Annotated in this window: 12 protein-coding genes and 1 tRNA gene; 8 read left to right on the top strand and 5 right to left on the bottom strand. The window is 68.4% G+C overall.

The genetic code is table 11. The features are described 5' to 3' along the window. Nucleotides 1-33 precede the first annotated feature (33 nt). Nucleotides 34-1,005, top strand: a complete 972-nt coding sequence (locus ACO2Q1_RS03485; protein ID WP_423328151.1) for a hypothetical protein — start codon at nucleotides 34-36, stop codon at nucleotides 1,003-1,005. A 66-nt stretch (nucleotides 1,006-1,071) separates the two neighbouring features. On the opposite strand, the gene rpiA is transcribed toward ACO2Q1_RS03485, so the two are convergent. Together rpiA and glmU are read right to left on the bottom strand one after the other, a co-directional pair. Next, nucleotides 1,072-1,755 carry a ribose-5-phosphate isomerase RpiA gene (gene rpiA, locus ACO2Q1_RS03480; protein ID WP_423328150.1) on the bottom strand — a complete coding sequence of 228 codons (684 nt, stop codon included), beginning with the start codon at nucleotides 1,753-1,755 and terminating at the stop codon, nucleotides 1,072-1,074. After that, nucleotides 1,752-3,095, bottom strand: coding sequence for a bifunctional UDP-N-acetylglucosamine diphosphorylase/glucosamine-1-phosphate N-acetyltransferase GlmU (gene glmU, locus ACO2Q1_RS03475; protein WP_423328149.1), 1,344 nt, complete (start codon nucleotides 3,093-3,095; stop codon nucleotides 1,752-1,754). The genes rpiA and glmU overlap by 4 nt, the downstream gene beginning before the upstream one ends. A gap of 68 nt (nucleotides 3,096-3,163) precedes the next feature. Between glmU and ACO2Q1_RS03470 the strand changes: the two genes are divergently transcribed. After that, the gene (locus ACO2Q1_RS03470) at nucleotides 3,164-3,880 is read left to right on the top strand and encodes an HAD-IA family hydrolase (RefSeq protein ID WP_423328148.1); all 717 of its coding nucleotides are present in this window, start codon (nucleotides 3,164-3,166) and stop codon (nucleotides 3,878-3,880) included. On the opposite strand, the gene ACO2Q1_RS03465 is transcribed toward ACO2Q1_RS03470, so the two are convergent. Continuing rightward, complete coding sequence (locus tag ACO2Q1_RS03465; protein ID WP_423328147.1) at nucleotides 3,850-4,248, bottom strand: winged helix-turn-helix transcriptional regulator; 399 nt, start codon at nucleotides 4,246-4,248, stop codon at nucleotides 3,850-3,852. The genes ACO2Q1_RS03470 and ACO2Q1_RS03465 overlap by 31 nt on opposite strands. 106 nt (nucleotides 4,249-4,354) lie before the next feature. On the opposite strand from ACO2Q1_RS03465, the gene ACO2Q1_RS03460 reads away from it, so the two are divergent. The 4 genes from ACO2Q1_RS03460 to ACO2Q1_RS03445 all read left to right on the top strand — a co-directional run bounded on the left by ACO2Q1_RS03460 (nucleotide 4,355) and on the right by ACO2Q1_RS03445 (nucleotide 8,294). Continuing rightward, nucleotides 4,355-5,089 carry an SDR family oxidoreductase gene (locus ACO2Q1_RS03460; RefSeq protein ID WP_423328146.1) on the top strand — a complete coding sequence of 245 codons (735 nt, stop codon included), beginning with the start codon at nucleotides 4,355-4,357 and terminating at the stop codon, nucleotides 5,087-5,089. A 159-nt stretch (nucleotides 5,090-5,248) separates the two neighbouring features. Continuing rightward, complete coding sequence (locus tag ACO2Q1_RS03455) at nucleotides 5,249-6,544, top strand: dicarboxylate/amino acid:cation symporter (protein ID WP_423328145.1); 1,296 nt, start codon at nucleotides 5,249-5,251, stop codon at nucleotides 6,542-6,544. 78 nt (nucleotides 6,545-6,622) lie between these two features. After that, nucleotides 6,623-6,697 (top strand) — tRNA-Val (locus tag ACO2Q1_RS03450). 313 nt (nucleotides 6,698-7,010) lie between these two features. Beyond that, entirely contained in the window at nucleotides 7,011-8,294 is a 1,284-nt protein-coding gene (locus tag ACO2Q1_RS03445; protein ID WP_423328144.1) for a hypothetical protein, read from the top strand. A gap of 106 nt (nucleotides 8,295-8,400) precedes the next feature. Here ACO2Q1_RS03445 and ACO2Q1_RS03440 read toward each other — a convergent pair whose 3' ends face one another. Next, nucleotides 8,401-10,818 (bottom strand): pre-peptidase C-terminal domain-containing protein, encoded by a 2,418-nt coding sequence (locus ACO2Q1_RS03440; RefSeq protein WP_423328143.1) that lies wholly within the window; start codon nucleotides 10,816-10,818, stop codon nucleotides 8,401-8,403. A gap of 219 nt (nucleotides 10,819-11,037) precedes the next feature. On the opposite strand from ACO2Q1_RS03440, the gene ACO2Q1_RS03435 reads away from it, so the two are divergent. Further along, nucleotides 11,038-13,089, top strand: a complete 2,052-nt coding sequence (locus ACO2Q1_RS03435) for a DEAD/DEAH box helicase (protein ID WP_423328142.1) — start codon at nucleotides 11,038-11,040, stop codon at nucleotides 13,087-13,089. A gap of 108 nt (nucleotides 13,090-13,197) precedes the next feature. Continuing rightward, entirely contained in the window at nucleotides 13,198-14,280 is a 1,083-nt protein-coding gene (locus ACO2Q1_RS03430) for an ABC transporter ATP-binding protein (protein ID WP_423328244.1), read from the top strand. Here ACO2Q1_RS03430 and ACO2Q1_RS03425 read toward each other — a convergent pair. After that, on the bottom strand, nucleotides 14,265-15,209 hold the full coding sequence (locus ACO2Q1_RS03425) for a class I SAM-dependent methyltransferase (RefSeq protein ID WP_423328141.1): 945 nt from the start codon (nucleotides 15,207-15,209) through the stop codon (nucleotides 14,265-14,267). The two genes, ACO2Q1_RS03430 and ACO2Q1_RS03425, sit on opposite strands and share 16 nt — an antisense overlap. Nucleotides 15,210-15,251 lie beyond the last annotated feature (42 nt).

Genomic DNA, 15,251 nt, shown 5'->3' with positions numbered 1-15,251 from the left:
AATCCAGGAAAGGCCGCCGCCATGATGTCACTGATGCTCGCCACGCTTCTGAGCGTCGCGGCGCCGGCCGGGATCGATGCGCCGCGCGCGCAGGCGACGGCGGTCCCGCCCCAGGTCTCCGCGCCCGCGCCGGACACCGACGCGCCGGCTCGCCTGGAAGACATCGAGGTCGTCGGCCGCCCCCTCGAGCAGATGATCCGCAACTATGTGCGCGAGGTCGCCAAGCCCGTGTACGGCCGCAATCTGGCGCGATGGGATGACCCCATCTGTGTGGGCGTGGCCAATCTTCAGGCCGAGGCCGCCCAGTACATCGCAGACCGTGTTTCAACCGTCGCCGAGGACCTGGGCCTGCGCACCGGGCAGCCCGGATGCGCGCCCAACGTCCTGATCGTCGCCACGGACACGCCGTCCGAAGTCGCGGCGGCCATGATCGACCGAAGCCCGCGCGCGTTTCGCACCGGGGCGTCCGGCATGGATCAGGGACGGTCGGCGCTGAACGCCTTCCGCACCAGCGAGAAGCCTGTGCGGTGGTGGGCCGTCAGCGTCCCGGTCGATTCCGAGACCGGGGAACGCGCCGTGCGCCTGCCCGGTGAATGTCGCAACATGTGCACCGAGACCATCGATTTCGCCCCGGTGATCATGGTGGATTCCGTGTCGATGATGCGAACCCAGATCGTCGACAACCTGAATCGTGTCGTGGTGGTCGTTGACGCGAACAAGGTGGGCGAGGTCTCCGCCCTGCAGCTGGCCGACTACATCGCCATGATCTCTCTGGCCCAGATCGATCCGAACGCGGACACGGGGGACTATTCGTCGATCCTCAACATCTTCGACCATCCTTCGGACGCCGCGAGCCTGACGGATTGGGACCTGGCCTATCTCAAGGGCCTCTATTCCGCCGAGCGCAACCGCCGCAATGTCGGGTCGAACCGCCTGGAGGTCGCCTCCACCATCCGCCGCGCCCACGCGGATATTCGCAGGGCGCAGGACAACGAGGAAGACTGAACCGGACCGACAGGCTCGGACTGATCTGGTCCCTGCCTCAAGCGATCCGGCTCGCACCCTGCGGGTTCAAGGCTCCAGCGTCTCCACCCCGGCGTCCGTGCCGATGATGGCGTGATCCGCAAGGTCCAGGAACAGGCCGTGTTCGACGACGCCGGTGATCAGCTTCAGGTCGTCGGCCAGGCGCGCCGGGTCGTGGATGGCCACGCATTTCGCATCATAGATGACGTTGCCGCCATCGGTGCGGACGACGCCCCGATCGGCCTGACGCAGGCGGGCCGGCATCTGGATATCGTGATCGATCAGCACGTCGGCGATCCGGTTTCCGGTGGTCTTGTGCCCGAACGCCACCACCTCGATCGGCAGGGGGAAGGCGCCCAGCACCGGCACGACCTTTGCGGCGTCGGCGATGCAGATGCAGCGGTCAGACGCCTCCCACACCAGTTTCTCGCGCAGCAGGGCCGCGCCGCCGCCCTTGATCAGGGCCAGGCCGGGGCCGATCTCGTCGGCGCCGTCCACCGTCAGGTCGATGCGGGGCGTGTCTTCCAGCGTCGACAGGGTCAGGCCCAGTTCGCGCGCGAGATCGGCCGTTCGTTCCGACGTCGGCACGCAGCGCAGACCCGACAGATTGCGGGCCGCCAGCGCCTTGACGAACCAGGCCGCGGTCGAGCCGGTGCCCAGACCGACGACCATGCCGGCCTCGACGCGCAGGGCGGCGGCCTCACCGGCGCGTTGTTTCTGTGCGTCGCTCATTTGCCCTTCGCCGCCTTCTTCGCCCGCATGGTGTCCATGAAGCGTGCGGCCCAGCCGGTCTTGGCCCTCTGGACGCCTCGCCCCAGAGCCAGGTCGCCCGGCGCGACGTCGCTGGTGATGACCGAGCCCGAGCCCACCATGGCCCCCGCCCCGATGGTCACCGGCGCCACCAAGGCGCTGTTGGAGCCCACGAAGGCCCCCTCGCCCACCGTCGTCCGGTGTTTGAAGAAGCCGTCGTAGTTACAGAAGATCGTGCCCGCCCCGATGTTGGCCCCGGCCCCGACCGAGCCGTCGCCCAGATAGGACAGGTGGTTGGCCTTGGCGCCCGCCTCCATGCGGACGTTCTTGACCTCGACGAAGTTGCCGATCTTGACCCCCTCGGCCAGATCCGCGCCGGGGCGCAGCCGGGCATAGGGACCGACCTCGGCGCCCGAGGCGATCGCTGCGCCCTCGATATGGCTGAAACTGCGAATGCGCGCCCCGCCCGCGATCTTGGCGCCCGGGCCGAACACCACGAAGGGATCCACCGTCGTTCCGGCCCCGATCTCGGTGTCCCAGCTGAAATGCACAGTCTCCGGCGCCGGCATGGTCACCCCGGCGGCGAGGAAGGTCTCGCGCTGCACTTTCTGGAACAGGGCCTCGGCCTGGGCCAGTTCGGCCTGGGCGTTGACCCCCATGACCGCGTCTTCCGAGGCGAACACCGCCCGCGTGGGCTCTCCGGCCCTACGCGCCAGTTCGACCACGTCGGTAAGATAGTATTCGCCCTTGGCGTTCTCATTGGTCACCTCGGCCAGAAGGCGGAACAGCAGACCGGACGGCGCCGCCATGACGCCGGAGTTGCAGGCGGTGATGGCCAGAACCTCGGCCGACGCCTCCTTGGCCTCGGTGATGGCCGTCAGGGCCTCGCCCTCGATCACCAGTCGGCCATAGGCGCCCGGCTCACGCGCCTCGAAGCCGATGACGGTCACGCCCGCGCCGGGCCCGAACACCGGTTCGATGTCCGCCGCCTTCAGCAGGGGCACGTCACCATAGGTGATGACCACCTGACCGTCGAAGTCCGCCAGGGCGCCTTCCGCCGCCCGCACGGCGTGGCCGGTGCCGAGTGGCGGGTCCTGAACCGCGATGGCCGCCTCGCCCAGCCGTTTGACGACATGGGCGCGGACTTCGGGCGAGTGGTTCCCGACCACCACCACGATCCGCTCGCAGCCCAGAGCCTCGGCCGCGTCGATGGCGTGGTCCAGCATGGCGCGATGCCCGACCGGATGCAGCACCTTGGGCAGGGGGGACTTCATCCGCGTGCCCTGTCCGGCGGCGAGGATGATGGCGGCGCGTCTGGTCATGAATCGATCCGGGGGCTAGGCGTCGTCCGCCTCTACAATGTGCAGCCCTCGACGGGAACCGTAAGCCGATGACCGACCGCGACCTGGAGGGCTGGACCCTCGCCTTCGATCTGGACGGCACCCTGGTGGAGACGCACGTCGATCTGGTCGGAACGCTGAACAGAATGCTTGTCCAGAAGGGCCTGCCCGAGGTTCCGATGGAGGGGGCCTCAGCCCTGATCGGCGGCGGGGCGCGGGCGCTGTTGCAGCATGGGTTCGAACAGGCGGGCGCGCCGGTCGAGGCGGCGCGCGACCCGGCCCTGTTCGACGCCTTCATCGCCGACTACATCGACCACATCGCCGACCATTCCCGGCCTTTCGACGGGGTGGTGGAGACGCTGGAGCGGCTCAAGGAGCGGGGCGCGATCCTGGTGGTGGCGACCAACAAGCGGACCGACCTGTCCGAACGCCTGCTGACGAAGATCGACCTGGTCCGGCATTTCGCCGCCGTCGTCGGCCCGGACAAGGTCAGCGCCCGCAAGCCCTCCGGCGCCCATCTGAAGGAGGCCGTCGCCATGGCCGGTGGCGACCCGTCAAAGGCCGTGATGATCGGCGACGCCGCACCCGACACCGAGGCCGCCCGCGACGCCGGGATGCCCTGCGTGGTCGTGACCTATGGCTATACGCCGATCCCGCCCGAAGATTTGGGCGGCGACGTCCTGATCGACAGTTTCGAGGATCTGGAAGAGGCCGTGGATGGCCTGCTGTCGGATTTCTATGTCATGCGGGCGCTGTCGAAGGCCTGACGCGCCGCCTCGATGCGGTCCAGGTTCTTCTCCGCCCATTGCCATACGCCGCAGAAGGCTTCGGACAGGCTGAAGCCCAGGTCGGTCAGGCGGTATTCGACCTTGGGCGGCACGACCGGATGCACGGTGCGGATCAGCAGGCCGTCGCGCTCCATCTGGCGCAGGGTCTGGGTCAGCATCTTCTGGCTTATGCCGCCCGCCAGCTCGCCGAGGCGGGTGAAGCGCTGTTCGCCGTGCTCGGTCAGGACCTCCAGCACGATCATGGTCCACTTGTCAGCGACCCGGCCGATCACCTCATTGACCAGGGCCTCCACGCGCGGATCGACAGGGGGGTAGTCGTGCGGAGGAACATAGGCAGGCGCGGGCATTGGTTTCCTTTCGGTGCGTATGGCACATTCCGGTGCCTACTTTCCAATAGAGAGTGTCGGTTATAGATCGACCGCCATCGCGTTCCAAGTTCGAAGGAGACACGCCATGGACACCCGCAACGACACCATCCTGATCACCGGCGGCGGCTCGGGCATCGGCAAGGCCATGGCCGAGGCCCTGCACGCGCGCGGCGCCAAGGTCATCATCGCCGGCCGCCGACAGGCCGCGCTGGACGCCGTCGCCGCCGCCAACCCGGGCATGGCCACGGCCGTTCTGGACGTGGAGAACCCAGCAGACATCACGGCTTTCGCGGGCCGGGTCACCGTTGACCATCCCGATCTGAACGTCGTCATCAACAACGCCGGGATCATGGTCGCGGAACACGAGATCGACCTGCCCGTCGCCGAACAGATCATCGCCATCAATCTGCTGGGCACGATCCGGCTGACGGCCGCCCTGTTGCCGCACCTGAAGTCGAAGCCGTCCGCCACCGTCGTCACCGTCTCCTCCGGTCTGGCCTTCGTGCCGCTGGCCATGACGCCGACCTACAACGCCACCAAGGCGGCCATCCATTCCTGGAGCCAGTCCCTGCGCCATCAACTGAAGGACACTCCGGTCCGCGTCATCGAATGGGCGCCGCCCGCCGTCGCCACCGACCTGATGCCCGGCCACGCCGAGAATCCCAACTCCATGCCCCTGGCCGACTTCACCGCCGAGAGCCTGGCCCTGTTCGAAGCCGGCCATGACGAGATCATGGTGGAGCGGGTGAAGTTCCTCAGCGAAGCGGAACGGCGCGGCGACTACGCCCAGGTGTTCGAAATCCTGAACGGGCGGCACTGACCACTCGCGACCTCCGCGGGCCTTCTCGCCCCGAGGAGGGCGCGATCAGTTTTGCTGAAGGCGGCGTGAGAAAATCTCGGGGCGCGGAGGGGCGCATCTGGTTGCCCGTTCGCCCCTCCACCTACAGATAGGCCGCCTCTCCGTTTCGAGGCCGCCCCGATGACCGCCAGCTTCTTCCGCATACCCTTGTGGCAGCGCACCCTGGGAGGGCTGGCGGCGGGCGTGCTGGCCGGCCTGGCGCTGGGGCCTGCTGCGGTAACTTGGCTGCAGCCGATCGGGGACGTCTATCTGAACCTGATCCGGATGGTGGTGATCCCTCTTGTCCTGTTCGCCATCGCCAGTTCGGTGGCGCGGCTGGGCGACGGCGACGCCGAGGGCGCGGTGCGGCTGGCGGTGCGGACCCTGGTCTGGTTCGCCATCACCTCCCTGCTGGCCGTCCTGGTCGGCGTCGCCTTCGGGCATCTGTTCAACCCCGGTGCAGGGCTGGCGGGTCTGCCGCTGGGCGAGGTGCGCGAGCGCGAGATTCCCACGCCGCTGGATGTTCTGATCGGCATCGTGCCGCGCAACCCCTTCCAGGCGCTGGCCGAGGGCAAGGTCTTGCAGGTGCTGGTCTTCGCGGCGCTGGTCGGCGTGGCCGTGGCGGCGCTCGGCGACCGGGCGCAGTCGGTTCGGCGGGTGATCGACGAGGGCGCGGCCGTGGTGTTCCGCATCACCCGCTGGGTGATACAGCTGACTCCCTTGGGCGTGTTCGGCCTGATCGGATCCGTCGTGGGCGGCTATGGCTGGGAGGCGCTGCTGCCGCTGGGCAAGTTCATTGTCGCCATCTATGCGGCCTGCCTGTTCCACATCCTCGTGGTCTATCCGATCCTGTTGAAGGCGCACGGCCTCGGCGTCGTCAGCTTCTTCCGGGGCGCGTTCGCGGCGCAGCAGACGGCCTTCGCCACCTCGTCCTCGCTGGGGACCTTGCCGATCACCCTCAGACAGACGGTCGAGCGGCTGGGCGTGCCGCAATCCTACGCCGCCTTCGCCGTGCCCCTGGGCGCCAATGTGAAGATGGACGGGTGCGGCGCCATCTATCCCGCGATCGCGGCCATCTTCATCGCCCAGTATTTCCAGATCGAGCTGAGCCTGACGCAATACATCCTGATCGGACTGACGGCGGTGTTGGGCTCGTTGGGCACGGCCGGAGTGCCCGGAACCAGCATCGTCATGCTGACCCTGACCCTGTCTACGGCAGGCCTGCCGCTGGAAGGGATCGGCTATCTGGTCGCCATCGACCGCATCATCGACATGATCCGCACCGCAACCAATGTCACGGGCCAGATGGTGGTCCCTGTTCTGGTCGCGCGCGAAGAGGGTGTGCTGAATCGGGACATCTATGACGGGCGGGTGGCCTGGCTGCCCGGCGATCCCGAGACGGAACAGCCGGATTTGGTCAAGGCGACCGGAATCTGACGCTTGCGCTCCAGCCGGCGGCGGGCTAAGTCCGCCGCCTTCCCGGTCGCGCCCCAGGGCGTTCGACGATCCGGATATGGATGCGTAGCTCAGCGGGAGAGCACCTCGTTCACACCGAGGGGGTCACAGGTTCAATCCCTGTCGCATCCACCATCCGCCCCCTTTCGTCAGCCTTCAAAAGCCCGCTCTGACTGGGTTTGAGCTTCGTGCGGCCCACAGGGCGTCGCCGATCCTTCAGTTGAATCCCGCGCTAGGCGAGCTAAGTATTCAAGCTTCGCTGCCAAGGTTAGATTTAACACCCCTGCCGATATTGGGGGCTGCCATTATTCGCCTGACGGGCGCGTTAACATGGTTACCGAGCGCGCGTCGGGTGCAACCGGCACAACCGGCCCGCGTCTTGCTCTAGGACGGTTCACATAGATCGGAGTGAACCGTTGTGAACCGGATCATCATTATAGCCGCGACCATGACCCTCGCCGCCGCAGCGGCGGGCGGCGCCCAGGCGGGCAACTACGGCGGAGGCTCCGGTGGGAGCTCCGGCGGCGGGTGCGGCAGCACCTGTGGCGGAGGCGGCGGTGGCGGCCACGGCGGTGGCGGCGGCTGGTCCGGAGGCGGCGGCCACGGCGGCGGTTGGGGCGGCGGCAAGGGCGGCGGCTGGTCCGGTGGCGGCGGTCACAACGGCGGTGGCGGTTGGTCCGGCAACTGGAACAACAACGTCAACGTCAATGTGAACAACAATGTCAACGCGAACAGCAACGCGAACGCCTGGGGCGGCGCGGGCGGCGGCTCCTATCTGAACGCCCGTTCGTACAGCGGCTATGGACAGCATCGCTTCGGCGGCGGCTGGGGCGGCGTGAGCGGCGGCGACTACTATTCGCCCATGGGCCCCAGCGGCAACGCCGGTCTGGAGCTGGCGGGCATCGCCGGGCCGAGCGCGCCCTTCGGCTATCAGGTCGGCGGCTTCGGCCGCGTGGTGTCGTCCAGCCGGTATTCGCAGCGTCCGGTCGATCCGTGCGCCAGCGTCGGCTATTATTCGCAGAGCTCGTCCTACAGCTACGGCTACGCCTACGGCCAGTCCGGCGGCTACGGCCGCGGCGGGCACGGCGGCGGCTACGGCGGCCATCCGGGCGGCGGTTATGGAGGTCACCCGGGCGGCGGATACGGCGGCGGCCACGGCTATCCGGTCGGCTGCGCCCCGGCGCCCCAGCCCTATCCCGTGCCTCAGCCCTATCCGGTCCCGGCCCCGCATCCCTATCCGGTTCCGCAACCCTATCCGATGCCGCAGCCGTATCCGAACTGCCTGCCCTGTTCGGCCCCGGTGGTTCAGGCGCCCTTCTATTCGGTGCGGCCCTCGGCTCCGGTGCATCTGCAGTCCCAGGGCGTGCGGATCGTTTCCCCGCCGGTCAATGTGCCGCCGCAGCGCGTCTATGTTCAGGGCCCGCCGGTGATCGTCGACGCCCCGCCGGTCAATGTGGCGCCCGCCCAAATCTATCTGGAAGCGCCGAACGTGAAGGTCCGGCCGTCCGAAGTCACGGTCGCGCCGCCGGAAGTTCACTTCGTCGAGCCGGATCCGAACCGGCCGCCGCCCGAGGACTGCTGCGAGGTCGCCTATGGCGGCGGCTCGGGCCAGGTGGTCGTGCCGGGCGGCGGGCATGGCGGCGGCCACGGCGGGGGCCGTCGTGACGGCGATCGCGACGTGCGCATTCACTACGGCCAGCCGACGCTTCAGTCGGACGCCCAGTTCCAGTAAGGCGCATCCGGTCTTCGGGCCGGATGATCAGGGGCCGGGGGGCTCCTCAGAAGCCGGAAGGGGCGCCGCAGAGATGCGGCGCCCCTTTTGCCGTCGGGCGGGGGGATCAGTGGGCGCCGGTCGCCGTTTCGCCGACCGGCGTCAGGCGCAGCACCACATCATCGACCTGAACCCCGCCCCGATCCACGACGAGGTTCTGGTAGCTGCGCTGGCCGTCGACGGTTTCGGATTCGACGCCGTCCACATCACGCACGAACTGTCGGCGCAGATAGGTGGTCAACTCTCCGGCCGTGACCATGCGGTCCAGGTCCGTGTCGGCCTCGCCCCCGAGCCCTGTCCGAAGGAAGTGGGACAGATAGCCCCCCGCGGAAAACTTGAAGGCGACGGCGCTGGTCAGGTCCTCTTCTGAGCTGAAGAGGCCCATGACGCCGGGCTTGGACACGACGTTGCGCGCAAATCCGCCGGAGAAGCAGCTGTCCAGAACCAGCAGCGACAGGCGGGTCCGTAGGGATCCGAACATCTCGGCCATGTCGGCGTCGGTGATACGGCCGTCCCTGAGGGAGATGAACTCGGTGCGGCCGTCCGGCTCGGTCGCGGACGGCGCGCCCGGATCGGTCTGGCCGCCATGCCCCGAGAAGAAGAACAGGAACATGTCCTCCGGCCCGGCCTCGGCCGCCACGCGCCGGAACGCCGCCTGAACGCCTTCCACCGTCGCCTCGGCGTCAGTCAGGGTAATGCTGGCCGGATTGAGAACGCCCTCGCGCCGCAAGGCCTCGGAAAGCTTCAGCGCATCCTCGTCGGTATAGCGGAGGTTGGACGCCGCGCCGGCATAGTCCGAGATGCCGACCATCACGGCGAAGACGCGAGGACCGTCCGGCACCGCCGCCTGGCGCGCCGTGCCCCGGCTCGACTGGACGCTGAGGCGGTAGGACCCCGTTTCGCCCACCGAGAAGGAGGTGACGGAGACGGTGTAGACGCCGTCCTCGGTCAGCACGGTCTCCAGCCGGCTGTCGGTGCCCTCGCCTCCGGCCGCGTCGTCGTTGTCGACTCTGACGCCCGAAGGCGACGTCAGGGCGGTGAAGGCGTCGAAGGCGGACGAGGTCAGGTCTACCGAGACCCTTTGGCCCCGGCGACCGACGAACCGGATCTGATCGGCATAGGCGCCGGATTCGAAGAGTTGGTCCCCCGCCTGCAACACGCCCTCGACCGACTGGCCGATCGTGATGTCGGCCGCCTGAGCCGCGGCCTGGACGCCCGGCGCGACCGGGGCCGCCGGTTGATAGTCGACGCCGTCGGCCACGCTGAGCGTATAGGCGCCGGTTTCTCCGCCCTGGAAGCTGGTGGCGGAGATCACGTAACGGCCGTCGGTCGGCAAGGTGACCAGGAGGCGGCTGTTGATCCCTCCGTCTTCCGAGTCGTCGTTGAATCGCGAGAAGCCGTCCGGGCCCGAGATCTGGACGTAAGGGTCGAAATCGCTGGAGTTCAGGCGCAGCTCGAGCTGCTGGCCGCGACGGCCCTCGAAGGCGAAGTCGTCGACAAATTCGCCGGTCGGCAGGGTGCGGGCGCCGGCGGCGAGCCTCCCCTGTCGGGTTTCGCCCAGTCGGATGGCGGCCTCGGCGGTCACCGGGGTGCGGGGCCGGGCCGACGTCGCGCCGTCCCCGGCCTCGACCGCAAGCTGATAGGCGCCGCTTTCGCCGGGACGGTAGCTGGTCGCCGAAACGGTCACCACGCCGTCAGCGGGGGCGGTGAAGGTGATCCGGCTGGCGTTCGAGCCACGCACCGAGGCGTCGTCGTCATTGTCCTCGCGCAGTTCGCCCGGGCCCCGGACCATCAGATAGGGGTCGAAGTCCGAAGAGTTGAGCCGGACGGTGTAGGACTGTCCGGACCGGACGTTCAGCGTCCATCCGTCGGCGAATTCGCCGGACGGCAAGGTCCCGTCGCCGGACGCCAGTCGCCCCGCGACCGCTGAACCCGGAGACAGCACTCCGTTGGACGTCGCCGGGGTCGCCCGTGCAGGCTGGCCGCGCCGGCTGTTCAGATTGCTGAGCTGGGCGCCGCTGCGGGGACGCGTGGGCTGGGTCAGACGTGATGTGGACCCGGCGCCTGAGGCCTGTGCGCCGCCTTGGGTCATCGACAGGATGTAGGGGCCGGTTTCGCCCGACCGGTAGCTGGTGGCCGAGACGAAATAGTCGCCGGTCGTCGGCAAGGTCAGGTCCAGTCCGGCGGTGGTGTCACCGCTCTCCAGATCGTCATTGCCCTCCGAAAATCCGTTCGGCCCCGACACGATCAGGTAGGGATCGAAGTCGTTGGACGTGAGCCGGAAGGTGACACGCTGGCCCGCCGTTCCACTGAAGCGATAGGCGTCGCGGTATTCGCCGCTGTTCAGAGTCTCGTCGCCGGACTGCAACCGGCCCGTGATGGGCGCGCCGGGCGCGATCCGATCCTGGGCCAAGGCGGAGGTCGCCAGGAGAGGATGCGCCAGCATCGTCAAGGCCGTGGTGGCGGACAGAATCGTCCTGAGCATGTATCTTCCCCCTGAATCCGAGACTGACCCAGTCAAGGAATTCTGTCATCAGGCGTCGCCGGGCGCGCCTTTCGGTTTCTGATACGACGCTTTCGCCTTCCGCCGCCTTCGCCCAACACCATTCGGCCACTTTGCGGGCGCATGGACGCCGCCCTCCCCGCTTCGCCTGCTTGTCCCTTGTCGCGCGCCGCCGTTCGGCGCGCCGTTCCGGTTTCCTTCATGCCCTTTCCCGCCAGCCATCCCGCCCTCGAACGCGCCCTTTCGGAGCGGGGCTACATCGAGCCGACGCCCGTCCAGGCGGCGGTGCTGGAGGCCGAAGGCGGCCGGGACCTGCTGGTCTCGGCCCAGACCGGATCGGGCAAGACGGTCGCCTTCGGCCTGGCCCTGGCCGAGACCCTGATCGGTGACGCGGACCGGATCGCGGACAACGCCGCGCCGCTGGCCCTGGTCATCGCTCCTACGCGAGAGCTGGCGCTGCAGGTGTCCAAGGAGCTGGAGTGGCTCTACGCCTCGGCCGGCGCGCGCATCGCCACCTGCGTCGGCGGCATGGACCCGCGCGCCGAGCGCCGGGTGCTGGATCGCGGCGCCGCCATCGTCGTGGGCACGCCCGGCCGCCTGAAGGACCATCTGGAGCGCGGGGCCCTGGACTTGTCGGAGCTTCGCGCCGTCGTGCTGGACGAGGCCGACGAGATGCTGGACATGGGCTTCGCCGAGGACCTGACCTTCCTGCTGGACGCCGCGCCGTCCGAACGCCGCACCCTGCTGTTCTCGGCCACCCTGGCCAAGGACATCGTCGCCCTGGCCCGGACGTACCAGAACGACGCCCTGCGGATCGACACCACCTCGAAGAACGCCCCGCACGGCGACATCGAATACAAGGCCATCCGCGTCCAGCCGAACGAGATCGAGCACGGCGTCGTCAACGTCCTGCGCTATTTCGAGGCGCCGGGCGCCCTGGTGTTCGCCAACACGCGGGAGCGGGTGAAGCACCTGACGTCGTCGCTGCGCGAACGCGGCTTTTCGGTCGTCGGCCTGTCCGGCGAACTGACCCAGAACCTGCGTTCCGAGGCGCTTCAGGCCCTGCGCGACGGTCATGCGAGGGTGTGTGTCGCGACCGACGTGGCGGCGCGCGGCATTGACCTGCCCGATCTGGGGCTGGTGATCCACGCCGAGATCCCGGTGAACAAGGCCACCCTGCTGCACCGTTCGGGCCGCACGGGCCGTGCGGGCAAGAAGGGCGTCTCGGTCCTGATGGTCAGCTACGCCCGTCGCCGCAAGGCCGAGCTGATGCTGCAATCGGCCGGGATCACCGCGGAATGGTCAGGGCCGCCGACCGCGGAGATGATCGAGGCCAAGGATCACGAGCGGATGATGTCCGACCCGGTCCTGACCGCCCCCGCCGACGACGAGAACCTGGCCCTGGGTCGCCAACTGCTGGAGCGGTCGTCGCCGGAACAGGTCGCCGCGGCCCTGATCCGTCTCTATCGCCAGAAGCTGCCCGCGCCGGAGGACGTCCGCGACGACGAGCGGATGGCGCGCGCCCAGTCGACCGGCCGCAACGATCGCGGCCAGAAGGATGGGCCGCTGACCGATTTCGCCCGTGGCGGCGAGATGGCCTGGTTCCGGATCAACATCGGTCGCGACAAGAACGCCGATCCGAAATGGCTGATGCCCACGATCTGTCGCGTCGGCGGCGTGTCCAAGCCCGAGATCGGCGCCATCCGCATCTTCGATCGCGAAACCAAGTTCGAGATCGTCAAGGACGCCGAGGATCGCTTCCGGGCCGCCATCGCGCGCGGACTTGAGGACGGCATGACGATCGAGACGGCCGTCGCGCCCGGTCCGAAGGAAAGGCCCGTCAGCCGCTGGGACAAGTCCCCCCGTGCTCGCCGGGATGACGGCGACGACCGCCCGGCTCGTGCGCCGCGTCCGCCTCGCCCTCACGCAGACGCGCCCAAAAAGCCCTGGGCGCCCCGCCCCGCCGCCGAGACGCCTGACGTTGCGCCCGCGCGTCCGGTCGACTCCGACGGCAAATGGATCAAGCGCACGAAGCTGACGCCGACCCCGGAAGGCAAGCAGCCCTGGGTCGACAAGAAGAAGAAGCCCTGGACCCCGCGCGCCGAGACGGCCTCGCCCACGGCCGGCGATCAGCCGTGGAAGGGCAAGCCCAAGGGTAAGCCGGCCGGCGGCGACCGTCCCTGGGCGCCCAAGGACGCGCGGGGCAAGCCGACCGGACCCAAACCGTTCAAGGCCAGGAAGTCGCGGGGCTGACGCGCCGATCTGTCCGTCGCGTTGTGACCGGGGGGCAAGTCCCGCTTCACCCCGACGATGTAACCGTTTACGGTGACGGCAAAACAAGAGCTGTCGGGTGGAATGCGTATGGCCGGAGTGCGGCTGGAAGGCGTGAAGAAGCGGTTCGGCGCCGTCGAGGTGCTGAAGGGCGTGGACCTGGATATCCGGGACGGCGAATTCATCGTCTTCGTCGGCCCTTCGGGCTGCGGCAAGTCCACCCTGCTGCGGACCATCGCCGGTCTGGAAGAGCTGTCAGCCGGGACCGTGTCCATCGGCGACCAGGTGGTCAACGACCTGTCCCCGTCCGACCGGGGCATCGCCATGGTGTTCCAGTCCTATGCGCTTTATCCGCACATGACGGTGCGGCAGAACATGGCCTTCGCCCTGACCCTGGCCAAGGTCGACAAGGCCGAGATCGCCCGCCGGGTGACCGCTGCGGCCGAGACCCTGAACATCTCCGACTATCTGGATCGGAAGCCGAAGGCCCTGTCCGGAGGTCAGCGCCAGCGGGTCGCCATCGGCCGCGCCATCGTGCGCGAACCGGAGGTCTTCCTGTTCGACGAGCCCCTGTCCAATCTCGACGCCGCCCTGCGTGTGCGCATGCGCTATGAATTCGCCGCCCTGCACGAGCGGCTGAAGACGACCATGATCTACGTCACCCACGATCAGGTCGAGGCCATGACACTGGCGGACCGGATCGTGGTCCTGAACGCGGGGGTCATCGAGCAGGTCGGGGCGCCGATGGAGTTGTATGAGCATCCGGCCAATCTGTTCGTCGCCGGCTTCATCGGCAGCCCGAAGATGAACCTGATCCCTGGCGAGGTCGTCGGGAAGACGGCGAGCGGCGCCGCCGTCCGCACGGCGGCCGGCAATGAGATCATCGTTGCGGTCGACGCCGCCGGAGCCAAGATCGGCGACCCTGTGACCCTGGGCATTCGGCCGGAACACCTGTCGCTGACCACCGATGAGGGCGCCGCGGCGACAGTCACCTTCGTCGAGACCCTGGGGCATGCGACCTATGCCTATGCGGACTATGCCGGCACGGCGTTGACGCTGCTGGCGCCGGGCGACGCCGGGCTGAAGGCCGGTCAGGAGATCCGCCTGGCGATCCCGTCGGATCAGGCGCACCTGTTCGACACCGATGGCCGCGCCTTTCAGCGGTTGCGATAGATCCCGAACATAAAGTCGTGCCCCAGCGCCCCGGCGCGGGTCAGCTCATCGTCCATCCGGACCAGCATTTCGACATAGGCCTGGCTCTCCGGCGACCCGTCATTGACCTTGGTCGCATTCAGGCAGGTGAAGATCGGGTGGAGCAGCCCCCCGCCCAGGAACCGCTCGTACTCCGGCTCGAAATAGGCCGGCACCAGCAGCGGGATCAGCGACGCCCGCACGCCCTCCGTCGGATCTCCCGCCATGATCATGTCGATGGTCGGCATCTCCAGGCGGTCGGACGCCCGAAAGGCGGCCGGCGTTGAGGCCAGAACGCGGTCCACGATGTCCACCTGGCGCCGGGAATACAGCTGATAGCAGGCCCCGCAGTATTCGTTGACGATCACCCGGCCGCCCGGCTTCAGCACCCGACGGACGGCGGACAGGACGCCCTCGATGTCGGTTACGTGGTGCAGCGAACCTGAGAACAGAACGGCGTCGTAGACATCGTCCGGGCCGGGCGCGGCGGCGAATTCCTCAAACAGCCGCACCGAGAAGTCGATGGACAGCCCTTCGGCGCGCGCCGTCTCGCCGGCGCGCTCGATGGCGACCGGCGAGGCATCGAAGGCGTCGATGGCCTTTGCGTGTCCTGCCCGGGCCAGGAACAGCTCGTGCACGCCGTCGCCGCAGCCGATGGCGAGCAGCCGATCGACCGGCTTGAGCCGGCGGGTGAAGACCCAGTCGAGCCAGAAGCCGGCCTCGTCCGTCATCCGCTCATAGATGGCGCGCCCGACGATGGGGTTCTGGGTCCAGGCGGAACGCGTGATGGTCTCGTACATGCCGTCCCAGTGCGAGGTGGCGGCGGCCTGCCCGACCTGGGCGTCCGGTCGCGGCGCGGCCTCGGGAGACGGCTCAGGCTGGCCGCGATCGGAACGGAACCACAGTCGCATCGGCAACACACTCAGCTTGGGGCCCCGAGGGGCGGCTCGCAC

Origin of the sequence: Brevundimonas sp. VNH65 (assembly GCF_049445955.1) — a bacterium.
Taxonomy (GTDB): Bacteria; Pseudomonadota; Alphaproteobacteria; order Caulobacterales; family Caulobacteraceae; genus Brevundimonas.
This window is presented reverse-complemented; position numbering and strand designations above follow the sequence as displayed.